Annotated in this window: 19 protein-coding genes; 9 read left to right on the forward strand and 10 right to left on the reverse strand. The window is 62.2% G+C overall.

Translation table 11 applies throughout. The annotated features are described in order from the left end of the window. Positions 1–124 precede the first annotated feature (124 nt). On the forward strand, positions 125–1,408 hold the full coding sequence (gene gabT, locus K6118_RS13610; RefSeq protein WP_247120991.1) for a 4-aminobutyrate--2-oxoglutarate transaminase: 1,284 nt from the start codon (positions 125–127) through the stop codon (positions 1,406–1,408). Between the two features lie 281 nt (positions 1,409–1,689). Here the strand turns inward: gabT and K6118_RS13615 are convergent, their stop codons facing one another. Genes K6118_RS13615 through K6118_RS13635 form a run of 5 tightly spaced genes read right to left on the reverse strand, consistent with a single transcriptional unit; the run spans position 1,690 to position 5,378 of the window. Beyond that, a complete protein-coding gene (locus K6118_RS13615; RefSeq protein ID WP_247120994.1) occupies positions 1,690–2,061 on the reverse strand; it encodes a hotdog family protein in 372 nt (123 codons plus the stop codon). A 12-nt stretch (positions 2,062–2,073) separates the two neighbouring features. Then, entirely contained in the window at positions 2,074–2,454 is a 381-nt protein-coding gene (locus K6118_RS13620) for a MaoC/PaaZ C-terminal domain-containing protein (protein ID WP_247120995.1), read from the reverse strand. Then, positions 2,455–3,939 carry an acyl-CoA synthetase gene (locus K6118_RS13625; protein WP_247120998.1) on the reverse strand — a complete coding sequence of 495 codons (1,485 nt, stop codon included), beginning with the start codon at positions 3,937–3,939 and terminating at the stop codon, positions 2,455–2,457. It abuts the gene before it with no gap. Between the two features lie 33 nt (positions 3,940–3,972). Then, positions 3,973–4,752: an enoyl-CoA hydratase/isomerase family protein gene (locus K6118_RS13630; RefSeq protein WP_247121000.1), complete on the reverse strand. Its 780-nt coding sequence runs from the start codon at positions 4,750–4,752 to the stop codon at positions 3,973–3,975. Further along, positions 4,749–5,378 (reverse strand): TetR/AcrR family transcriptional regulator, encoded by a 630-nt coding sequence (locus K6118_RS13635; RefSeq protein ID WP_247121002.1) that lies wholly within the window; start codon positions 5,376–5,378, stop codon positions 4,749–4,751. The genes K6118_RS13630 and K6118_RS13635 overlap by 4 nt, the downstream gene beginning before the upstream one ends. 75 nt (positions 5,379–5,453) lie before the next feature. On the opposite strand from K6118_RS13635, the gene K6118_RS13640 reads away from it, so the two are divergent. The 3 genes from K6118_RS13640 to K6118_RS13650 all read left to right on the forward strand — a co-directional run bounded on the left by K6118_RS13640 (position 5,454) and on the right by K6118_RS13650 (position 8,269). Beyond that, positions 5,454–6,284, forward strand: a complete 831-nt coding sequence (locus tag K6118_RS13640; RefSeq protein WP_247121339.1) for an alpha/beta fold hydrolase — start codon at positions 5,454–5,456, stop codon at positions 6,282–6,284. A gap of 91 nt (positions 6,285–6,375) precedes the next feature. Beyond that, a complete protein-coding gene (locus tag K6118_RS13645; protein WP_247121004.1) occupies positions 6,376–7,686 on the forward strand; it encodes a spinster family MFS transporter in 1,311 nt (436 codons plus the stop codon). Between the two features lie 94 nt (positions 7,687–7,780). Then, positions 7,781–8,269, forward strand: coding sequence for a hypothetical protein (locus K6118_RS13650; RefSeq protein ID WP_247121007.1), 489 nt, complete (start codon positions 7,781–7,783; stop codon positions 8,267–8,269). Here the strand turns inward: K6118_RS13650 and K6118_RS13655 are convergent. Continuing rightward, positions 8,266–9,408 carry a serine hydrolase domain-containing protein gene (locus K6118_RS13655; protein WP_247121009.1) on the reverse strand — a complete coding sequence of 381 codons (1,143 nt, stop codon included), beginning with the start codon at positions 9,406–9,408 and terminating at the stop codon, positions 8,266–8,268. The genes K6118_RS13650 and K6118_RS13655 overlap by 4 nt on opposite strands. A gap of 76 nt (positions 9,409–9,484) precedes the next feature. After that, positions 9,485–9,970, reverse strand: a complete 486-nt coding sequence (locus tag K6118_RS13660) for a cupin domain-containing protein (protein WP_247121011.1) — start codon at positions 9,968–9,970, stop codon at positions 9,485–9,487. A 225-nt stretch (positions 9,971–10,195) separates the two neighbouring features. On the opposite strand from K6118_RS13660, the gene K6118_RS13665 reads away from it, so the two are divergent. Further along, on the forward strand, positions 10,196–12,160 hold the full coding sequence (locus tag K6118_RS13665) for an NAD(P)-binding protein (RefSeq protein ID WP_247121014.1): 1,965 nt from the start codon (positions 10,196–10,198) through the stop codon (positions 12,158–12,160). Positions 12,161–12,292: 132 nt separating this feature from the next. Beyond that, complete coding sequence (locus K6118_RS13670) at positions 12,293–12,718, forward strand: TerB family tellurite resistance protein (RefSeq protein ID WP_247121340.1); 426 nt, start codon at positions 12,293–12,295, stop codon at positions 12,716–12,718. A 69-nt stretch (positions 12,719–12,787) separates the two neighbouring features. Here the strand turns inward: K6118_RS13670 and K6118_RS13675 are convergent, their stop codons facing one another. Then, entirely contained in the window at positions 12,788–13,228 is a 441-nt protein-coding gene (locus K6118_RS13675) for a hypothetical protein (RefSeq protein ID WP_247121017.1), read from the reverse strand. A gap of 216 nt (positions 13,229–13,444) precedes the next feature. Here K6118_RS13675 and K6118_RS13680 point away from each other — a divergent pair, with 216 nt between their 5' ends. Beyond that, positions 13,445–13,927 (forward strand): (2Fe-2S)-binding protein, encoded by a 483-nt coding sequence (locus K6118_RS13680; protein ID WP_247121019.1) that lies wholly within the window; start codon positions 13,445–13,447, stop codon positions 13,925–13,927. Next, positions 13,920–16,181: a xanthine dehydrogenase family protein molybdopterin-binding subunit gene (locus K6118_RS13685; protein ID WP_247121021.1), complete on the forward strand. Its 2,262-nt coding sequence runs from the start codon at positions 13,920–13,922 to the stop codon at positions 16,179–16,181. The genes K6118_RS13680 and K6118_RS13685 overlap by 8 nt, the downstream gene beginning before the upstream one ends. A 42-nt stretch (positions 16,182–16,223) precedes the next feature. On the opposite strand, the gene K6118_RS13690 is transcribed toward K6118_RS13685, so the two are convergent. Both K6118_RS13690 and K6118_RS13695 read right to left on the reverse strand, forming a co-directional pair. After that, positions 16,224–16,487 (reverse strand): usg protein, encoded by a 264-nt coding sequence (locus K6118_RS13690; RefSeq protein WP_247121024.1) that lies wholly within the window; start codon positions 16,485–16,487, stop codon positions 16,224–16,226. Between the two features lie 136 nt (positions 16,488–16,623). Next, positions 16,624–17,775: an acyl-CoA dehydrogenase family protein gene (locus tag K6118_RS13695; RefSeq protein ID WP_247121025.1), complete on the reverse strand. Its 1,152-nt coding sequence runs from the start codon at positions 17,773–17,775 to the stop codon at positions 16,624–16,626. A 200-nt stretch (positions 17,776–17,975) separates the two neighbouring features. Between K6118_RS13695 and pcaF the strand changes: the two genes are divergently transcribed. Beyond that, positions 17,976–19,181: a 3-oxoadipyl-CoA thiolase gene (gene pcaF / locus K6118_RS13700; RefSeq protein WP_247121026.1), complete on the forward strand. Its 1,206-nt coding sequence runs from the start codon at positions 17,976–17,978 to the stop codon at positions 19,179–19,181. The last annotated feature ends 15 nt before the right edge of the window (positions 19,182–19,196 follow it).

Consider the following 19,196-nt stretch of genomic DNA (forward strand, 5'->3'; position numbering starts at 1 on the left):
ATATATCGCTTAAACAGATCATGTATTCAAGGGAAAGCCTCTGGCATGGTTTCCGGCAAATAGGAATTTGTCTGCCGGGCCGGGGGTGATCTTCTGGACCGGTCTTCAGTTTGGAGAGATACTTATGTCGAACAATGAAAGCCTGCTTGCCCGTAGGAAGGCCGCCGTGCCGCAGGGTGTTGCCTCTGCTGCCCCGATCTTCGCCGCGCGCGCTGAAAATGCCGAGCTGTGGGATGCCGATGGCCGCCGCTTCCTCGATTTCGCGGTCGGGATCGCCGTTTGTAACACCGGCCACCGTCACCCGAAGGTGATCGGCGCGGTCAAGGATCAGCTCGACCAGTTCACCCACACTGCCTTCCAGGTGGTGCCGTATGAGACTTATATCTCGCTGGCAGAACGGCTGAATGAAGCAGCGCCGATTGGGGACGCCAAGACCATCTTCTTCACCACCGGTGCCGAAGCGGTCGAAAACGCCATCAAGGTGGCACGCACCAAAACTGGCCGTCCGGGCGTGATTGCCTTCCGCGGCGCTTTCCATGGCCGTACCGCGCTGACCGGTGCGCTGACCGGTAAGATCATGCCGTACCGCACCGGCGCTGGCATTGCCGTACCGGGCATTTATCACGCGCCGTTCCCGGTCGCGCATCACGGCATTTCGGTCGATGACAGCTTCGCCCACCTTGAGGCGCTGTTCAAAAGCGACATCGAAGCCAAGGACGTGGCCGCGATCATCGTTGAGCCCGTGCAGGGCGAGGGCGGCTTCTATGTTGCCCCGGCTGAGTTCATGACCCGCCTGCGCGCGCTCTGTGACGAACACGGCATCATGATGATCTGTGACGAAATCCAGACCGGCTTCGCCCGGACCGGTAAAGTCTTCGCGACCGAATATTATGACATCGAGCCGGACCTGATGACGGTGGCAAAGGCGCTCGCGGGCGGCTTCCCGCTCTCGGGCCTTATCGGCAAGCGTGACATCATCGACGCCCCGGCCCCTGGCGGCATGGGCGGCACCTATGGCGGCAGCCCGATCGGCTGCGCCGCGGCCCACGCGGTGCTGGATGTCATCAAGGAGGAAGACCTCTGCGCCCGCGCTGACAAGGTTGGTGCCCGCATGAAGGAACGTCTGGCTGAAATGAAAGCCCGCCCCGACACCGCAGCTATCGGTGATATCCGCGGCCTCGGCGCCATGATCGCGTTCGAAATGGTCACGGAAAAGGGCGGCAACACGCCGAACCCGGCTGTGGTCTCTAAGCTGGTGGCGGCGGCGCTTGAGCGTGGCCTGATCATCCTCAGCTGCGGCTACTGGGCCAACACCATCCGCCTTCTTGCGCCGATCACCATTCCGGACGATCAGCTTGAGGAAGGCCTCGATATTCTCGAACAGGCACTCGTCGCCGCCGCATCCTAAGCGGCGACTGCGAAACTCCTTCGCGCCATCTGCCGTACCCGTTCGGTAGATGGCGCTTTTTTTATGCGCCCACCCTCGCTTGAATCGTCACCCGACGACTTGATCGGCGGGGCCAGGAACACAGGTGGCAGAGTTCCAGCGGATGCTGAAACAAGTTCAGTATGACAGGGAGACGGGCATCATCGATAGCAGCCAACCTCAGCCGTCACCTAGCCCACAGTATGGTCACCCTGAACTTGTTTCAGGGTCCATTCTGCCAAATGTGCCGGTGGCTGTGTGGCTTACCCTGTCACCGGCCAGTGCGGCGCGTCGAGATAGACGAGCGCGCGGCCGTCGGCCACCAGCGCGCCGTCGCCGTCCCGGCAGCTGGTGCGCAGATCGATCAGTTTCTTCTCCGGCCGCAGCTGGGTGATCTCCACCTTGGCGGTGAGCGTGTCACCGACGCGCGCCGGGGCGATGAAGTCGGTCTCCTGCTTCAGATACATGGTGCCGGGGCCGGGCAGCTCGACGCCGAGCAGGTAGGAGAATAGCCCGCCGATCAGCGGTTCCGGCACGATGTCGGCACCCGGCTTCGCGCCGCCTAGGGCGATATAGTCGTCGATGTCGCTCGCGGTGAAGGCGCGGCTGGTGCTTTTCTGGTCGCCAATGTTCATGCGTCTTCTCCCTCAGGCCGCTTGCCGAAGCGTGGTTTCGACAAGGCAGGTCTCGGTGCCGCCTTCCGCGCGCCGCACACTGGCGGCCAGCGTCACAAGGTCATGGTCGCGGCCGGTGATTTTGGCTTCGAACACCATCGGCGCGCCCGCGTAGGTGGGGGCGGGGAACATGACCGACTGGCTCACCTGCGTGCCGCCGGGCACCAGCTCATCCATCAGGCCCCTGAGGATGCTCACGAGGAACAGCCCGTGCGCGACCGTCGCACCAAAGCGGGTGCCCGCCGCGAACGTGGGGTTCACATGGATCGGGTTATCGTCGCCCGAAAGCGCGGCGAAGCGGTGGAACTCGTCTTGGCTCAGCGTGCGCTCACGCCGGATACTGTCAGTCATCATTCAGGTCCGTTCGATCAGATGTTTCTGGATTTTACCGGCGGCAGTGCGGGGGAATTCCGCGACCACCGAGAAATATTTCGGCACCTTGTAGGCGGCGAGCAGGCTGCGGCAGAAGGCGTTCAGCGCTTCATCCGTGGGGGCGTCCGCCTCCGGGCGCAGCATGAAGAAGGCGTGGCCGACCTCGCCCCAGCGCGCGTCCGGCACGCCGACAACCGCGGCCTCGAGGATCGCCTCGTGGGTTGCCAGTACATTCTCGACCTCGGCCGGGTACACATTCTCGCCGCCGGAGATATACATGTCCTTCGAGCGCCCGACGATATAGTGGTAGCCGTCCCCATCCACCCGCGCCAGGTCCCCGGATTTGAGCCAGCCGTCCTTAAGCGCCGCTGCGGTGGCCTTGGGCTTGTGCCAGTATCCGGGCGTGATGCCGGGGCCACTGATCCACAGCTCGCCGGTCTCGCCCGCGGGCACATCCACGCCGTCCGGGCCGACCATGCGCACGCTAACCAGAAGCTGCGGCTTGCCGACCGAGCCGATTTTCTCCGGCGCGCTTTCGCGGTCCATCAGGAAGACGGTAGGGCCGGTTTCGGTCATGCCGAAGCCATTGCAGATGGTCGCGCCCCGGCCCATGAACAGCTCCAGCAGCGTGTCGGAAATCGGCGCGCCGCCGCAGGCCCAGTGGCGCACGCGGGTGAGGTCCAGTGCCTGAAAACGCGGATGCAGGCTCAGTTGCTGGTAGACCGCGGGCACACCGAAGAACACGGTCAGCCGCCCGCTTTCCAATAGGTCTGCGAGCAGGTCACAGTCGAAGCCCGGCATCACCATCACGGTGCCGCCGTTCATCAAAACCGGCATGGTGTGGGTGTTGATGCCCGCGGTGTGGAAAAGCGGCAGGAAATTGAGCGTGACGTCGTGGCTCGTAATATCAATGGGCTGGCCGAGATTGATGGTGTTGGCGAGCGCCATGCCGAAGGTCTGGATAACCGCTTTCGGCTGCCCGGTGGTGCCGGAGGTATAAAGCAGATACCACAGCCCGTCCTCCGGCCAGACATCCCGGCCCGCATGCGGGGGGAGGCCGGCGCGTTCGGTCATCAAGCAGTCGAAGCTGATGCAGGTGTCGGCGCTGAAGGGCAGGGTGGTGGCGGTGTCGGCGGTCGCCGTGTCATGGAATATCAGCTTGGGTTCGCTGTCGGTGATAAGAGGTTTTAGCTCCGCTGGCGGCATCCGCCAGTTGAGCGGCACCAGCACCGCACCCAGTTTGGCGACGGCAAACAACAGCTCGAAAAAGGCGATGTGATTGTGGCTGAGGACCGCGACCCTGTCCCCGGCCTCCACGCCTTTCTCGGCAAGATAGGCCGCCGTCTTCGCGGCATTCTCATCCAGCTCGGCATAGGTGACGGTGCGCCCGGTGGCGACTTCCTCCATCGCCAGCTTATGAGGGTTGAGCGCCGCGCGCTTGCGCGTGATATCAGGCATATCAAACATGGCTTTCCTTCCCCTTCAAGCCATTGGTTTATTTTACGAAATCGCGTTCAGAAAGGCCTCCAGCCGTTCCTTGACGATCGGGCGCCCGACCAGCGCCACGAATTGCTGCCGTTCGGCCTCCAGCTTGGCGGCCAGAGCTTCCTTGCGGGCGGTGGGCCAGAGGAGCGCCTTGTTGGCAGCGAGGCTTTCGCGTTCCTGCTCCAGGATCATGTCGCACCAGCGGCCGACCGTGGCTTCGATATGTTCGGAGACGCGGGTGATGAGCCCCATGCGCGCGGCGGCGGCCGCGTCCACGCGCCGGTTGACGGCGAGGATACCTGCCGCGGCGTCCGGTCCGATCCGGTCAGGCGTCATCGCGGTCCAACCGCCATCGGGGCCGAAGCCGACCCGGCCATAATAAGGCTGGGCGAAGGCGGTGGGCGCCATCACCGAAAGGTCGGAGGCCAGCACGAAACCAAGCGACCCACCGGTGACCGGGCCATGCACCGCGCTGATCACCGGCACGGGCAGGTCCAGAAGCGCGAGGATGACCTCATTGAGCGTACCGACGAGGTGGCTGGAAAAAGCCTCCAACGTCTCCGGCGTTTCGGCATGGGCGAGGAACGCCTTGAGGTCCCCGCCGGTCGAGAAGCTTTTGCCCGCGCCTTTGAGGATAACCGCGCGTACGTCATGCCGCACCACCTTCACCGTGGCCAGCAGTTCATCGAGGAGCGGCTGGTTGAGGCAATTATGCTGGCGCGGGCGGTTGAGCGTCAGCGTCAGGATACCGTCCTTGAAATGGGTGAGGACGAGCGGGGTATCGGGGTCTGTCATGCTTGGCTCCTGTCTCTTTGGCCCTTAAGGCCGTAGGCGACGAATTCGCTGATGGCCGCGGCGACGTCGGCGGCGGGTTTGTCCGGGTTCCACAGGCCGTAGCGCTGGCCGAGGAAGACATTCATGCCGATAAGCGCCCAGGCCAGCTCCTCGGCGTGGCCTTCGCGGATGTCGCCGCGTGCCGAGGCGGCCTTCAGGCCGGTCTCGTAGGCGTCGGCGAAGGTCTGATAATAGGCCTGATAGGCATCGGGCGCCACAAACTGGGCTTCCCCGATGATGCGGTAGATGTGCGGATGGGCGCGGGCATGCTCGATAAAGGCTTCAAGCCCCAGCCGTTCAGCCGTGACCCGGTCCGGCGCGCCGACGATGCGTTCGGCGATGACTGAGCGGGTGAGGCGGCTGAAGTGGGCGACAAGCGCGCGGAAGATGGCTTCCTTACCTTCGAAATAGACATAGAAGGTGCCGAGCGCCACGTCGGCCCGTGCGGTGATTCCAGCGATCGAGGCGTCATGAAAGCCGCGCTCACCGAACTCGACTTCGGCGGCATCCAGCAGTTTCGCTTGTGTCTTCCGGCCGCGCGCGGTGCGTGGGGCTTTAGGAAGCGTTAAACATGAATACTGATTCATGTTTCGGAAATTGACATAAAAGACGAGCGAGCGCAAGGTGCGGCGAACAGATTTTCTGGGAAGGGAAGACAAGTGATGCTCGAACTGGCGCTCAAGGATGGCGGCCATATGGCGTATCAGGACACAGGCGAGAAGCCGGACGGCCTCACCTTCCTGCTGCTCCACGGCTGGGTCACGGGCGCGGCTTTCTTCGATAAGCAGATAAAGGCGCTTGGCGCGGCGCATCGTGTTATCGTGCCGGACCTGCGCGGCCATGGCGCATCGAGCCCGCTGCCGGAAGACGGGAACCTCACGACGCTCGCCAGTGATGTGGCGGCGTTGGTTGAGGCACTGGATCTTAAGAACATTATTATCGTCGGCTGGTCTATGGGCGCGACGGTGGCGTGGCTCTATCTGCAGCGCCATGGCGCGGACCGTATCGCGGGGCTGGTGATTGAGGACATGACGCCGAAGGTTGTCAATGAGGATGGCTGGACCCATGGCGCGCGCGGCACGCTGGACCGGGTGAGCGCGCTCTCGATGTTCGAGCGCCCGATGGCGAGCCTGTCAAAATCGCTCGTGCGCATGTCGCTGGCGCGCGAAGACAGCCCGGCGGCGGGGGAGGTTGAAACCTATGCCGCCAAGGCCGAGGTGAATGATAGGACCTCCATGAAGGTCTTATGGATTGACCTGCTTGATCAGGACCTTCGGCGCTTCATGCAGGCGGCGCCTGTGCCGATGCTGCTTGCAAGCGGGGCCAGAAGCCAGCTTTATGGTCCTGCGCTTGAGGCCTGGTACCATGAAAATGTGCCTGGCGTGCGCGTTGTCAGCTTCGCAACGTCAGGCCACGCGCCGCATTTGGAACAGCCGGAAGAATTTAATTCAACAATCGTTGAATTTGGGCTATCGTTGCGCCCTGCCTCATAAGGGCCGGCTTGGGAAGGCCGAAAAATCGGGAGGGGAGACCGGGTAAAAGCCTGCGATGTTCCTGTATGCGTAGTGAAGAAAGGCCGCAGCAATGCATGACAGTAAAAGCACCGAATCTGGCAGTGTAACGGACAGCCAGAAGCAGACAGGCGGTAACAGCCGCACGGTCGTCCTCATTATGCTGGTGCTGGTTTACACCTTCAATTTCATCGACCGGCAGATCATCGGCATCCTGGCCGTGCCGATTAAGGCGGACCTGCATCTGACCGACACCCAGCTTGGCCTTATGGGCGGGCTGGCGTTCGCGCTTTTCTATACCTCCCTCGGCATCCCGATCGCCTGGCTCGCGGACCGCAAAAGCCGCACCTGGATCATGACCGGCGCGCTGGTGGTGTGGTCGGCGATGACAGCGGCGTGTGGCCTTGTCACCAATTTCACCCAGCTTTTCCTCGCGCGCCTCGGTGTCGGGGTTGGTGAAGCCGGTGGTGTCGCCCCGGCCTATTCGCTGATTGCCGATTATTTCCCGCAGGAACAGCGCGCGCGGGCGCTTTCCGCCTACAGTTTCGGTATCCCGATCGGCAGCGCTATCGGCATCGTCTTCGGCGGCGTGGTCGCCACGCTGATTGACTGGCGCACCGCCTTCATCGCCGTCGGCCTGATGGGCATTCTGATCGCCCCGCTGTTCCGGCTGATCGTCAAGGAACCCAAGCGCGGCCAGTATGACGGCAAGCTCGCCACCACTGAGGCCGCGTCGATCCTCGATGTGCTGAAGGTCCTTTCGAAGAAGCCTGCCTTCTGGCTCTTGGCCGTTGGCGCGTCCTGCTCCTCCATGATGGGCTATGGCCTCTTTTTCTGGCTGCCGTCCTTCTTCGTGCGCACCTATCACCTGACGCTCCTTCATGCGTCGCTGACCTTTGGTGCCATTCTGCTGGTGGGCGGCCTTGTTGGCATCTGGATGGGCGGCTGGCTCGCGGACCGTAGTGCACGCGCTGGTAAGAAGACCGGCTATGCGCTCATCCCGGCGACGGCGTTTGTGCTGACCGTGCCTTTCTTCCTCGGCGGTATTCTCGCACCCAGTTATGCCATGGCGATGACGGTCCTGTTGGTGCCGGTCGCACTCGGCCTCATGTGGTTGGGGCCGGTCCTAAGCGCCGTGCAGCATCTGGTCGCGCCCAATATGCGATCGACCGCGTCGGCCATCTTCCTGTTCATCAATAACTTGATCGGCATCGGGGCAGGGACAGCGCTTCTGGGCATGCTGTCGGACGGCCTTCGGGCGCAGTTCGGGGATGATGCACTGCGCTATTCGATCCTCGCGGGCACCAGCTTCTATATCGCTGCGGCGGTTCTGTTCTGGCTTGCGTCCAAAACGTTGGACCGGGACTGGGTGCGGGGCGAATAGACGGAAGATATATCCCTTAAATCCTTATTGATTGCCGCGCGGAAAGCTTCCAAGGTTGCGGGCGACATCTTCAGGCAGCTTTTGGGGGATGATGATGCCAAACAAAATGGACAATCTGATCTTTTCCGAAGTTCAGCGCTTTTCGGAATGGTTCTTCATCGGGGTGGTGGTGTTCATCCTGCTGATCAACGCCTATGTCCTGTCTCAGACACCGGCTGAGGCGCAAAAGACGATCTTCTTTTCGGGCTTTGCCATCATCGCCATACTTATCGCGAGTTTCTATTATCTGACTGTGCGCACCGAGGTGGACGGAACGGGCGTTCGCGTGTCGCTGTCGGGGATGGGGAAGAAGTTCGTTCCCTTCGAGGATATCGAAGCGGCCAGCCGCTATGAGTACCGGCCGCTCCGGCAGTTCGGCGGCTGGGGTATCCGGCTGGGGGCCGGGGGCATCATGTATAACGCCCGTGGCACTGTTGCGGTGAAGCTGGAGCTGAAGTCAGGCAAGCCGCTCTATATCGGCACCCAGCGGGTGGATGACCTGCTGGCGGCCATCACGCCCCATATCGCAGGCGCTGACGCTTAGGCGCAGTCCCAGATGGCTTTGGTGAGGCCGAGGACGCGAGCGTCGCCGACCAAATCACCGCCCATCTGGTTCATCACGTACCCGACGCCGAGGCCGGTCTCCCGGTCAGCGGCGCCGAACGAGCCACCCCATCCTGCGTGGCCAAAGGCGCTGTCCGGGCCCATGGCACCCGCGGTCGAATAGGAAAAACCACGTGCCCAGCGGGTCGGACGGCCCATCAGCATATCGGTGCGGTCGCTTTGCACTTCGGTCATCTGGCCGATCACGTCTTCCGACAGGATCCGGGTGCCACCCAATGTGCCGCTGTTCGCGATAGCGCCATAAAGCCGGGCGACGCCGTGGGCGGAGGCATGGCCGTTGATCGCGGGCATTTCCGCCGCGCGCCAGTCAGCGCGGTTGGCGGCCTCGGGCGTCAGTGTCGGGTTCCTGAGCGCCATCAGCGCCACGGGCGGCATGGTGGCGAATTTGGTCACGTCCGGCGCTTCGCGTGCAGCGATAAGATCGGAGACGCGGGTCTCGGCGCCTGCGGGCAGGCCGATATGGATATCAGCGCCCAGCGGATCGGCCAGCGCTTCCTTCACGAAATCCCGCACGCTTTTGCCGGTGGCGCGGCGGAGGATTTCCCCGACGATCCAGCCGTAGGTGGCGGCATGGTAGCTGGTATTCTCCCCCGGCACCCACTGAAGCGGCTGTGCGGCCAGCTTGCCGGTGACCGTGTTCCAGTCGAAAATATCCTCCAGCCGGGTTTTGGTGTCGAAGCCGGTGAGGCCGATCTGGTGGGATAGGGCATGGGAGACGGTGGCCTTGTCCTTATGCTCGCCCTGGAATTCGGGCCACAAGGCCTGGACCGGCATGTCGTAGCTCAACAGCCCCCGGTCGACCGCGGCGGCGATGGCGGCGGCGGCCATGCCCTTGGTGGTGGAGAAGACGTTGACGAGCGTGTCTTCGGTCCAGGGCATGTCGTCATGGCGCGCGCCGCCCCAAAGGTTCACCACCAGGTCGCCATCCTTATAGACGGCCAGCGCCGCCCCGTGCTCGCGGTACTTGTCATCGCGGCTGAAGTTGGCGGCGAAGGCATCGCGTACCGGCTCGAAACCCGGTGCGACCATGCCGTCGATGGTGATGGTGTCTGTGGTCATGGCGTGCGTCTCCCTCTCACCCTGAAATTCATCAGGTAAGCTAGACCGCGCGGGCGGAACGTCTAGGAAATTTCCGTCACTCGCTGAGCGGGCCGTCCGGCGAATAGATGACGTAGATCTTGGTGTAGCCCTTGGATTCCCAAACGCCTTTCCAATTCCGGCCGATGGTGACGGCGTCACCCGGGCCGATTTTCGTGACCGTGCCGTCGGCGGACGTCAGCGTCACGCCTCCCTTGAGGAAATACATGAACTCGTCGACGCCGTAGGGCTGGTCCTTGAATTCCATGCGTACGGGGCCGGACTTATACATGCCGCTGTCCATCTTCTTGTCGGTGGACAGGAAGGCTTCGACATCGTGGGTGACGTATGGCCCCCATGTGCTGTCCTTGTGGGTCATCACCACCGGCTTATGGTCGGTGAATATCTGGCCCGCGATCTGCGCTTTCGACATTTTCACCGGGTGCGTGCCGCCGTCATCGGCCCAGGCCGGAGCAAGTGCGGGTGTGAGGGCGGTGAGCGTGGCGAGGCCTGCGACGGCTGCGAATGTGGTGGCGAATTTCATGACCAGTCTCCCCATAGGTCAGGCGGCGCTGTTCGCCGCATCGGCTAACTGTTAGGGTTGCAAGCATGCCGCAAGAAGGTGAGGCGATAAAGGTAAATGTGATCTCATTTTTGTGATGTATCTTTGGCTTACTCAAGGCATTCGTAAGATAAACTGGCCTTGTCATGGCCGAGGCGGCGGCGTAGGCTGGCTTAAATGTGATCACAAGTGGCTTGGGGAAGCGCAATGGCGAAAGACAGCAAGAGCGATAAGGCAAAGGATGAAGCGCTGGGCATGAACCGGCCGATCGACAGGCGGCAGTTCTGCCAGGGTGTCTCGGTGGGCCTGGGCGCGAGCCTCATGGGTTTCGCGGGCGACGCCTGGGCCATGGACGCGCCGTTTGCGGGATCGCCGGAAGTGAATGCTGCTTACTATCCGCCCGCCAAGCTGGGCCTGAGGGGCAGCCACCCCGGCGCGTTCGAGAATGCTCATGCGCTGGTTCATGAAGGCAAGCATTGGGACACGGCGGCAGACACGGGCGAGGGCGTGTATGACCTCGTGGTTGTCGGCTCCGGCATCAGCGGTCTGTCTGCGGCTTACTTCTTCCGGAAGGCGCGCCCGGACGCGAAAATCCTCATCCTTGAAAACCATGATGACTTCGGCGGCCACGCGAAGCGGAACGAGTTCAAGACCGACAAGCGGATGCTGATCGGCTATGGCGGCAGCCAGTCGATCGACACACCGGCGAGCTACAGCCCGGCGGCGGCGAAGCTGATCGAGGAGCTCGGCATCAAGGTCGAGAAATTCTATCAGGATTATGACCAGCAGTTTTATAACAAGAAGCGGCTGGGCGCGGGCGTCTATCTGGACGCGGATTCCTACGGCCATGAGGTGATGGCGGTGGGCGACCCGTCGTCCTGGCTCACCGACAATGCCGACATGGATGAGGTCAACCGCTTCGTCGCCGAACTCACGGACAATGAAGCCGACCGCGCCTCGCTCGTGAAGATCATGACCTCGACCGAGGATTTTCTCGCCGACATGACCGGGCCCGAGAAGGTCAAATATCTCAGGAGCATCTCCTACGAGCAGTATCTGCGGCGGCATTTCGGGGCGTCTGATTTCGTCATCAGCCTTTACCAGCGCCGGCCGAAGGCGATCTGGGGTGTGGGTGCCGATGCCATCACCGCGCGTGCGGCCATGCGTCTCGGCTATGTGCCCGGCTTCAATGGCATCAAGATCGATGAGGAACATGACGATCCGTACCGCAAGCCGGAGCCCGAGCAGCCCTATATCTTCCACTTCCCGGATGGTAACGCCTCGGTCGCGCGGCTTCTGGTGCGTGCGCTCATCCCGGATGCCGCCCCTGGGCACACGATGGAAGATATCGTCACGGCGCGCTTCAATTATCCTGCGCTCGACCGGGCCGGGCAGGACACCAAAATCCGCCTGAGCGCGACGGTGGTGAATATCCGGCACGAAGGCGATGTCAAAACCGCGAAGGAGGCTGTCGTCCGCTATGTGAAGGCCGATAAGGCCTGGGACGTGCGGGCTAGACACGTCATCTTTGCGGGTTACGGCAATATCCTGCCTTACCTTGTGCCGGAGCTACCCGAGAAGCAGAAAGAAGCGATCCGCCTCGGCACCAAGGTGCCGCTTGTGTACACCAACGTGCTGATCAGGAACCGGCAGGCGTTCGACAAGCTCGGCCTGAGGGCGATCCATTTCCCCAGCGGCTTCTTCGATTGGGCGGAGCTGGATTTCCCGGTCAGCATCGGTGCCTACGACTTCCCGAAAGGCGATGATGAGCCGATCCTGGTGCATATGAGCTGCGTGCCCGACGGCCCGAAGGACGGCAGCGATTGCCGTGCCCAGCTCCGCGCCGCGCGTTATGCGCTTCTGGGCAAACCGTTCGAGGACTATGAGCGCGCGATCCGGGAGCAACTCGGCGGTGCGCTGAAGGACGGCGGCTTCGACCCGGCGGAAGATATTCTCGCGATCACGGTCAACCGCTGGCCGCACGGTTATGCCTATGAATATAATGACCTTTATGACCCGCCGGAATGGAATCCACACAATGGCCCGCACCTGCTCGCGCGGGCCGGGTATGGCCGGATTTCCATGGCAGGCTCCGACATGGCGGCCTTCGCCTATGTCAACGGCGCGATTGACGCGGCCTGGCACGCGATAAACGAAAGGCTTAAGGTCTGATCTTTCCTTCCGGCCGGCAACCTATGGTGTGAAATAAGTCTTGCCGGGGCTTGACCGGTCCGCCGTTTTGGGGTGGTATCGGACCGTAACGATTATGGGCAAGCTTGCCGAACTGGAGGGGATATCGTGAGCATGACTACCTTTGACCATATTGTGCGTTTTTTCCGTGGCGACGAGGAAGGCGCAAGCGATAAGAAAGCGTTCGTCAACGAAGCGCTTTTGATGATTCTGGCCCGCGGCACCAGCTCGGACGCCAATATCGACGCGCTCGAAGTCGACACTGTTTGCCGCATCTACAAGGATGCCACCGGTGAAGAGGTGGACGCCAAGGATGTGCGCGTTGCCGCAATTTCCGACCTGTTCAATGACGCGTCGCTTGACCGCTATATTTCCAAGGCGGCCGGTAAGATGTCGCTCGATGAGCGCAAGATGGTTGTGAAAGCGCTGTGTGACGTCATCAAGGCGGACGGCAAGGTGAACCCGCTGGAAGCCGATTTCTTCAACGGTGTCGTCAAGGCCATGGGGCTCGGCCATGCCGATGCGGCTGGTCTCGTCTAACCGCGGACATTTCAGATTTGAAGAAGGGCGCTCATTGGGGCGCCCTTTGTCTTGGCGGGGCCTATTCGGTCAGTGAAAGCAGGTCAGGCTGGCGGTGACCGGCAGGATGGCGGTCAGCCCTTCAGGCGTCAGCACGGAAAGCGTTCCGGTGGCGCCGCGTCGGCCTTTTTCGGGTGTCAGGCTTAATTTCACCGTCAGGCTGTCGTCCGCGAAATGCTGAACGGCGGGGAAGCCGCCGAAGTCGGGGCCGCTCGTGTCCTTGAGGGGCAGGGTATGGCGCCCATCATCGCGCTGGACCAGGGCCGGGGCGCCGACTTTCTTCTGCATCAGCAGCAGGTTGCCGTCGCGCCGGACATAAAGCGCGCAGTTGCTGCCTGATGTCCGTGTGGAGCCAAGAAGAGCGAGGAGGCTGGTGGGGGTTCCAGTTGACGCGCGGCTGTCATGGGTCGTCCCTGCTGGCGTGCATGCGCTCAGCAGAATGACCGCAAGCACTGTCCGCGCCAGTTTCATCCTCGTTTCCTCTCATGTTTCCGGGCTTCTCGGTGGCCCGCAAGGGCGCTATGGGAGCAGAGAGCCGCTTTTAAATCAAGCTCCAAAGCAGTGTGCTGGGCATTTTAGGTTGTATGTCCGTGCACCAAGGTACCAAGCCATTTGGCTTTTTCCCGTGATCGGGTAGAATGCCGCTCACGTAGAAGAAATATTGGCAACAGGTAAGGGGGAAGACCGATGCCCGACATTCTCATAAATGGCAAGTCTATCCCGGCGGGGGATGACCCCGACATGCCGCTTTTGTGGCTCATCCGCGATATCCTGAAAATGACCGGCACGAAGTTCGGCTGCGGCATCGGCGCCTGCGGGGCCTGCACGGTCATGGTCGACGGTGTCGCGACCCGGAGCTGCATCACCCCGGTTGGCCTTGTCGAAGGCAAAGTCACCACCATTGAAGGGCTTTCAGCCGCGGACCAGACCAGTGCGGTCCAGGCCGCCTGGATCGCCGAGCAGGTGCCCCAGTGCGGCTACTGCCAGTCCGGTATGATCATGGCGGCGACGGCGCTGTTGCGGGAAAACCCTGAACCGACGGATGAGGATATCGACGCGGCGATCACCAACATCTGCCGCTGCGGCACCTATCCGCGTATCCGCAAGGCAATCCACCGGGCGGCTGAACTGACGCGCGATATGACGCGGGGAGGCGTGGCAAATGGTTAAGCTTTCACGCAGAGGATTTCTGATTGGCGGTGCCGCGGTTGTTGGCACGGTCGCGACCGGTATGGCCATTGGCGTCGGCTTCCTGTCCACCATCGATACGGACGGGCTTTCGGGCTCCGTCCTGCCCGATGGCTCGCTGGGGCTGACGGCCTGGATCACCATCCGGCCGGACGGCCATATTACGTTTGCGATCCCGCGGACGGAAATGGGCCAGGGCATTCACACCGCGCTGCCGATGCTGCTGGCGGAGGAGCTGGAAGTCTCGCTCGACTATGACAATGTCAGCGTCGAGTTCCCGACCGATCCGCTGCCGGTTTATGCCAACTTCACCCTCGCGCTCGGCAAACGGCCGGAAGACGCCCACGGTGTCGGCGCCTGGGTCGGCCGCAAGATTTTCGGCATGGTGCCCTATATCGCAACGGGCGGCAGCAGCAGCACGGTCGATGCCTATGAAACCTATCGCAAAGCCGGGGCGGCTGCGCGGAACATGCTGATGCAGGCCGCGGCCAAGCGCTGGCAGATGCCGATGAGCGCGCTTTATGCCGAACTGGGGGAGATCGTGAACCGGGAGACCGGAGAACGGCTTGGCTATGGCGCGCTGGCAGCAGACGCCGCCACCATGACGCCGGAGAAAAATCTGGCGCTGAAGGACCCGAAGGATTTCCGCCTGATCGGCACATCGACCCCACGGCTCGATATCCCCGACAAGGTGCGCGGCGCTGCCATGTTCGGTATCGATACCGTGTTGCCGGACATGCTGTTCGCCGCTGTGGTGCAGGCGCCAGTCTTCGGTGGCCATGTTAAGAATCTCGATAGCAGCAAAGCCGAGGGGATGCCTCACGTCCATAAGGTCGTGAATATGGGCAATGCCGTCGGCGTGATCGCGGACAGCTATTATCACGCCCGCAAAGGCATGGACGCCCTGATGATCGAATTTGCCGACGGCGGCAATGGCGATCTCGATAGTGCAGGCATTTCCAAGAGGCTTAAGGCTGCGCTGGACGGCAAGCCCAACCATATTCATGAGAATGTCGGCGATGTGGATGCCCTCCTCGCGAAGGGTGACACGCTGGAAGCCGAGTATGAAACGCCCTATCTGGCCCACGCCTGTATGGAGCCGATGAACTGCACCGCGCTCTATAAGGACGGCAAGGCCGAGCTGTGGATGTCGGCTCAGTCGCCGCTGGCCATGACTTGGGCGGCCAAGGAAGTGTTCAAGGACCTGTCAGGCGGCACCGTTTGCCACACCACGCTCGCCGGTGGCGGGTTCGGCCGCCGGATCGAAAAGGATGCCGCGGTCTTCGCCTGCAAGCTGGCGGCCGCGATGCCGGGCACGCCGATCAAGGCCGTCTGGCCGCGGGAGGAAGATATCCGCCACGATATGTATAGGCCCGCCGCGCGCGCCCGTATTCGTGCCACACTGGGGGCTGACGGCCTGCCGACGGCGTTTGACTATAATATCGCCGTGCAGTCCACGCTTGAAGGCTTCTCATCCCGCAACATGCCGATGACACAAGGGGGACCGAAGGACCCCAGCAATGTCGAGGGCGCGAGCCATCTGCCGTACGCCATTCCGGCGCGCCGGGTCTCAAACGCAACTGTTGAGTTGCCTGTTCCCGTTGGCTTCTGGCGCAGTGTCGGCCATTCGAACAACGGCTTCATCGTCGAAAGCTTTATCGATGAGATGGCCTTCAAGGCGGGGATGGGCCCGTTTGAATACCGCCGCAAATTGCTTGCTGGCAACAAACGGCTGTCCGCGATGATGGACAAGCTTGCGGAAATTTCCGGTTGGGGTACCCCGGCGCCGGAAGGCGTGGTGCGCGGCGTGTCGTTCCGCCCATCGTTCCGCAGCCATGTCGCCCAGGTGGCTGAAATCCGGCTGGATTCGGAGAAGAACCTGAAGGTGGAGCGTGTCTATTGCGTGGTTGACTGTGGCCAGGTGGTGAACCCGGATACGGTCACGGCGCAGATGGAAAGCGGCATCATCTTCGCGCTGTCGGCGCTGATGTATGGCGAAATCACGCTCGAAGACGGTGCTGTCCAGCAGTCCAACTTCCCGGATTATGACATGGTGCGCATGGCCAATACCCCTGATGTGGTTGTCCATATCATGGAAAACCATGAAGAACCGGGCGGGGTGGGCGAACCGGGCACGCCACCGCTGTTCGCGGCCGTGACCAACGCCATCTTCACCGCGACCGGGGAACGCATCCGCACCCTGCCGCTGATGAACCAGGGCTACAGCTTCGCCTGAAGCGCGCCGTGATGGCGTTTTCTGAGGCCGCGTGGCGCGGCCTCAGTTCAATTTATACTCCACCGGTATGAAGCGGTATTCGGCTGGCTTGATCAGCTGGGTGGAGGCCACTTGCACGCTGTGCAGCTTGCCGTCCAGGTTGGCTTGCCAGAAATCGAGGAATTTCTTGAGCACAGGAAATTTGGGCGCGATATCCAGCTCCTGCCAGATAAATTCCTGCAATAGCCGCTCATAGTCCGGGCGGTAGTAAAAGATATGCGCTGTGGTCAGGCGGTAGTTCTTCAGCTGTTTTGCGAAGTCCGTCATGAAACATCTCCCGCAGGTAGTTTGTAACCCTTCCAGTATGGGCGCGCGGGATTGACAGAAACTTAACGGGCCTGACCTCCCCAACCTCGTCATTCGCCGATCCAGTCGGCGGGTGACGAAAGGGTAAGAGGCGGGCTTAGTCTAGGCTCGCGATGACGTCCTTGGCGATGATAAGCTGCTGGATCTGCGTGGTGCCTTCGTAAATGCGGAACAGGCGCACGTCGCGGTACAGCTGCTCGATGCCGTAATCGGCGATATAGCCGGCGCCGCCGTGGATCTGCACCGCGCGGTCGGCGACACGGCCAACCATTTCGCTGGCAAACAGCTTGGCACAGCTGGCCTTGCGCTTGGTGTTTTCGCCCGCGTCACGCGCTTTGGCGGCATCCCGTACCATGCATTCCGCGGCATAAATCTCGGTTTCGCTGTCGGCGATCATCGCCTGGATAAGCTGGAAATCGCTGAGGGTGCCGCCGAACTGCCGCCTGTCCTTGGCGTAGCGCACGGTATCCCGGAGGATGCGGCGCGCGAGCCCGGTGCACACGGCCGAGATATGCAGGCGGCCTTTGTCGAGCACTTTCATCGCGGTCTTGAAGCCCATATTTTCGCGGCCCCCGATGATATTGGCGGCCGGCACGCGGCAATTGTCGAAAATCACATCGGCCACAGGCGCGCCCTGTTGGCCCATTTTCTTCTCCGGCTTGCCGACGGTCAGGCCCGGTGTCCCGGCCTCAACCAGGAAGGCGGAGACGCCGCGCGCATCCTTGCTGTCCGCATCCGTGCGCGCCATGACGGTGAAGAGGCCAGCCAAGGGCGCATTGGTGATGAAACGTTTGGTGCCGTTCAGGATAAAATGATCGCCGTCCCGCTTGGCACTCGTCTTCAGCGATCCTGCGTCCGACCCTGCTTCGGGTTCCGTGAGGCAGAAGGAGCCGATGAGATCCCCGCTTGCGAGGCGCGGCAGGTAGGTGTCCTTCTGCGCGTCGGTGCCGTCGAGCACAATGGCTTGGCTTCCGATGCCGACATTGGTGCCGAAGATCGAGCGGAAGGCCGGGGCGGCTTGCCCGATCACCATCGCCACCTCGATCTCCTCAACCATATTGAGGCCCAGCCCGCCGTGACTTTCCGGGATCGACAGGCCAAACAGGCCCAGCTCGCGGATATCATGGAGGATATCGTCCGGGATGGCGTCCGCATCCGCGACCTGCCGCTCGGCGGGAATAAGCCGTTCCTGCACGAAACGGTCGAGTGTAGTCAGAAGCTGGTTCAGCGTTTCCTGGTCAAGCGCCATAGTCGAAATCCCTTCCCTTTGGGGGACAATTTAATGCTGGCGATTAATTTATCAAGCGGAGAATGAACCGTAACGGAAATTGCAGGAAGGACGCTGGAAATTTGTGCCGGACGGTTTAGGTTATGGCATGACATCGGGGCGGCGCGAATGGGAGGCGCTGCCGGGAAGGCCCCAGACCCACGGGGCCGAGGGAGAAGAGTATGACAGACGCGTTTATTTGTGACGGCATCCGCACACCGGTCGGGCGCTATGGCGGCGGCTTGTCGCCGGTCCGGGCGGATGACTTGGGCGCCCACCCCATCAAGGCCCTGATGGCCCGGAACGAAGGGGTGGACTGGGGTGCCGTCGACGACCTTTTTTACGGCTGCGCCAACCAGGCGGGCGAGGACAACCGCAACGTCGGCCGGATGGCGGCGCTTCTGGCCGGCCTGCCGAAGGAAGTGCCCGCGGTGACGGTCAACCGCCTCTGCGGCTCCGGCCTTGACGCGATCGCGCAGGCGTCCCGTGCCATCAAGTCGGATGAGGGCGAGCTTGCCATTGCGGGCGGGGTTGAAAGCATGTCGCGCGCGCCGTTCGTGATGGCGAAGGCGACCAGCGCATTCTCCCGCAATGCTGAAATGTATGACACCACCATCGGCTGGCGCTTCGTGAACCCGGCGCTCAAGGCCGCGTACGGTACCGAAAGTATGCCGGAAACCGCCGAGAACCTGGCGGCGGATATGACCATCAGCCGCGAAGACCAGGACGCTTTTGCCTGCCGCTCGCAAAACCGGGCTGAGGCCGCGATCAAGGCGGGGCGTTTCGTCCGGGAAATCGCGCCGGTCAGTATCCCTCAGCGCAGGGGTGACCCGGTTGTGATCGATACCGACGAACATCCGCGCTTCAGCACGACCCTGGAAGCGCTTGCCAAGCTGAAGGCGCCGTTCCGCGAAGGCGGCACCATCACCGCGGGCAATGCCTCCGGCGTCAATGACGGCGCGGCGGCGCTGGTGATCGCAAGCGAAGCCGCGGCGAAGAAACACGGCCTGACGCCGATGGCGCGGATCGTTGGTGCGGGCACGGCGGGTGTTGCACCCCGGACCATGGGCTATGGCCCGGTCCCGGCGACGCAGAAGCTTTTGGCGCGTCTGGGCTTGGCGATCGGGGATATCGATATAATTGAGCTTAACGAAGCCTTTGCCGCTCAGTCGCTCGCTTGCCTGCGGGGGCTTGGCCTGCCGGATGACGCGGACCATGTGAACCCGAACGGGGGCGCGATCGCGCTTGGTCACCCGCTCGGCATGTCGGGGGCGCGGATCGCGCTCAGCCTCGCGCATGAGCTTCATGAACGGAAGGCACGCTACGGCCTCGCCACCATGTGTATCGGTGTGGGCCAGGGAATTGCGATGGTGCTGGAGCGCGTCTGAGGCGCCGGGCACCGA

Source organism: Kordiimonas marina (assembly GCF_023006325.1).
In the GTDB taxonomy this organism is placed as follows: domain Bacteria; phylum Pseudomonadota; class Alphaproteobacteria; order Sphingomonadales; family Kordiimonadaceae; genus Kordiimonas; species Kordiimonas marina.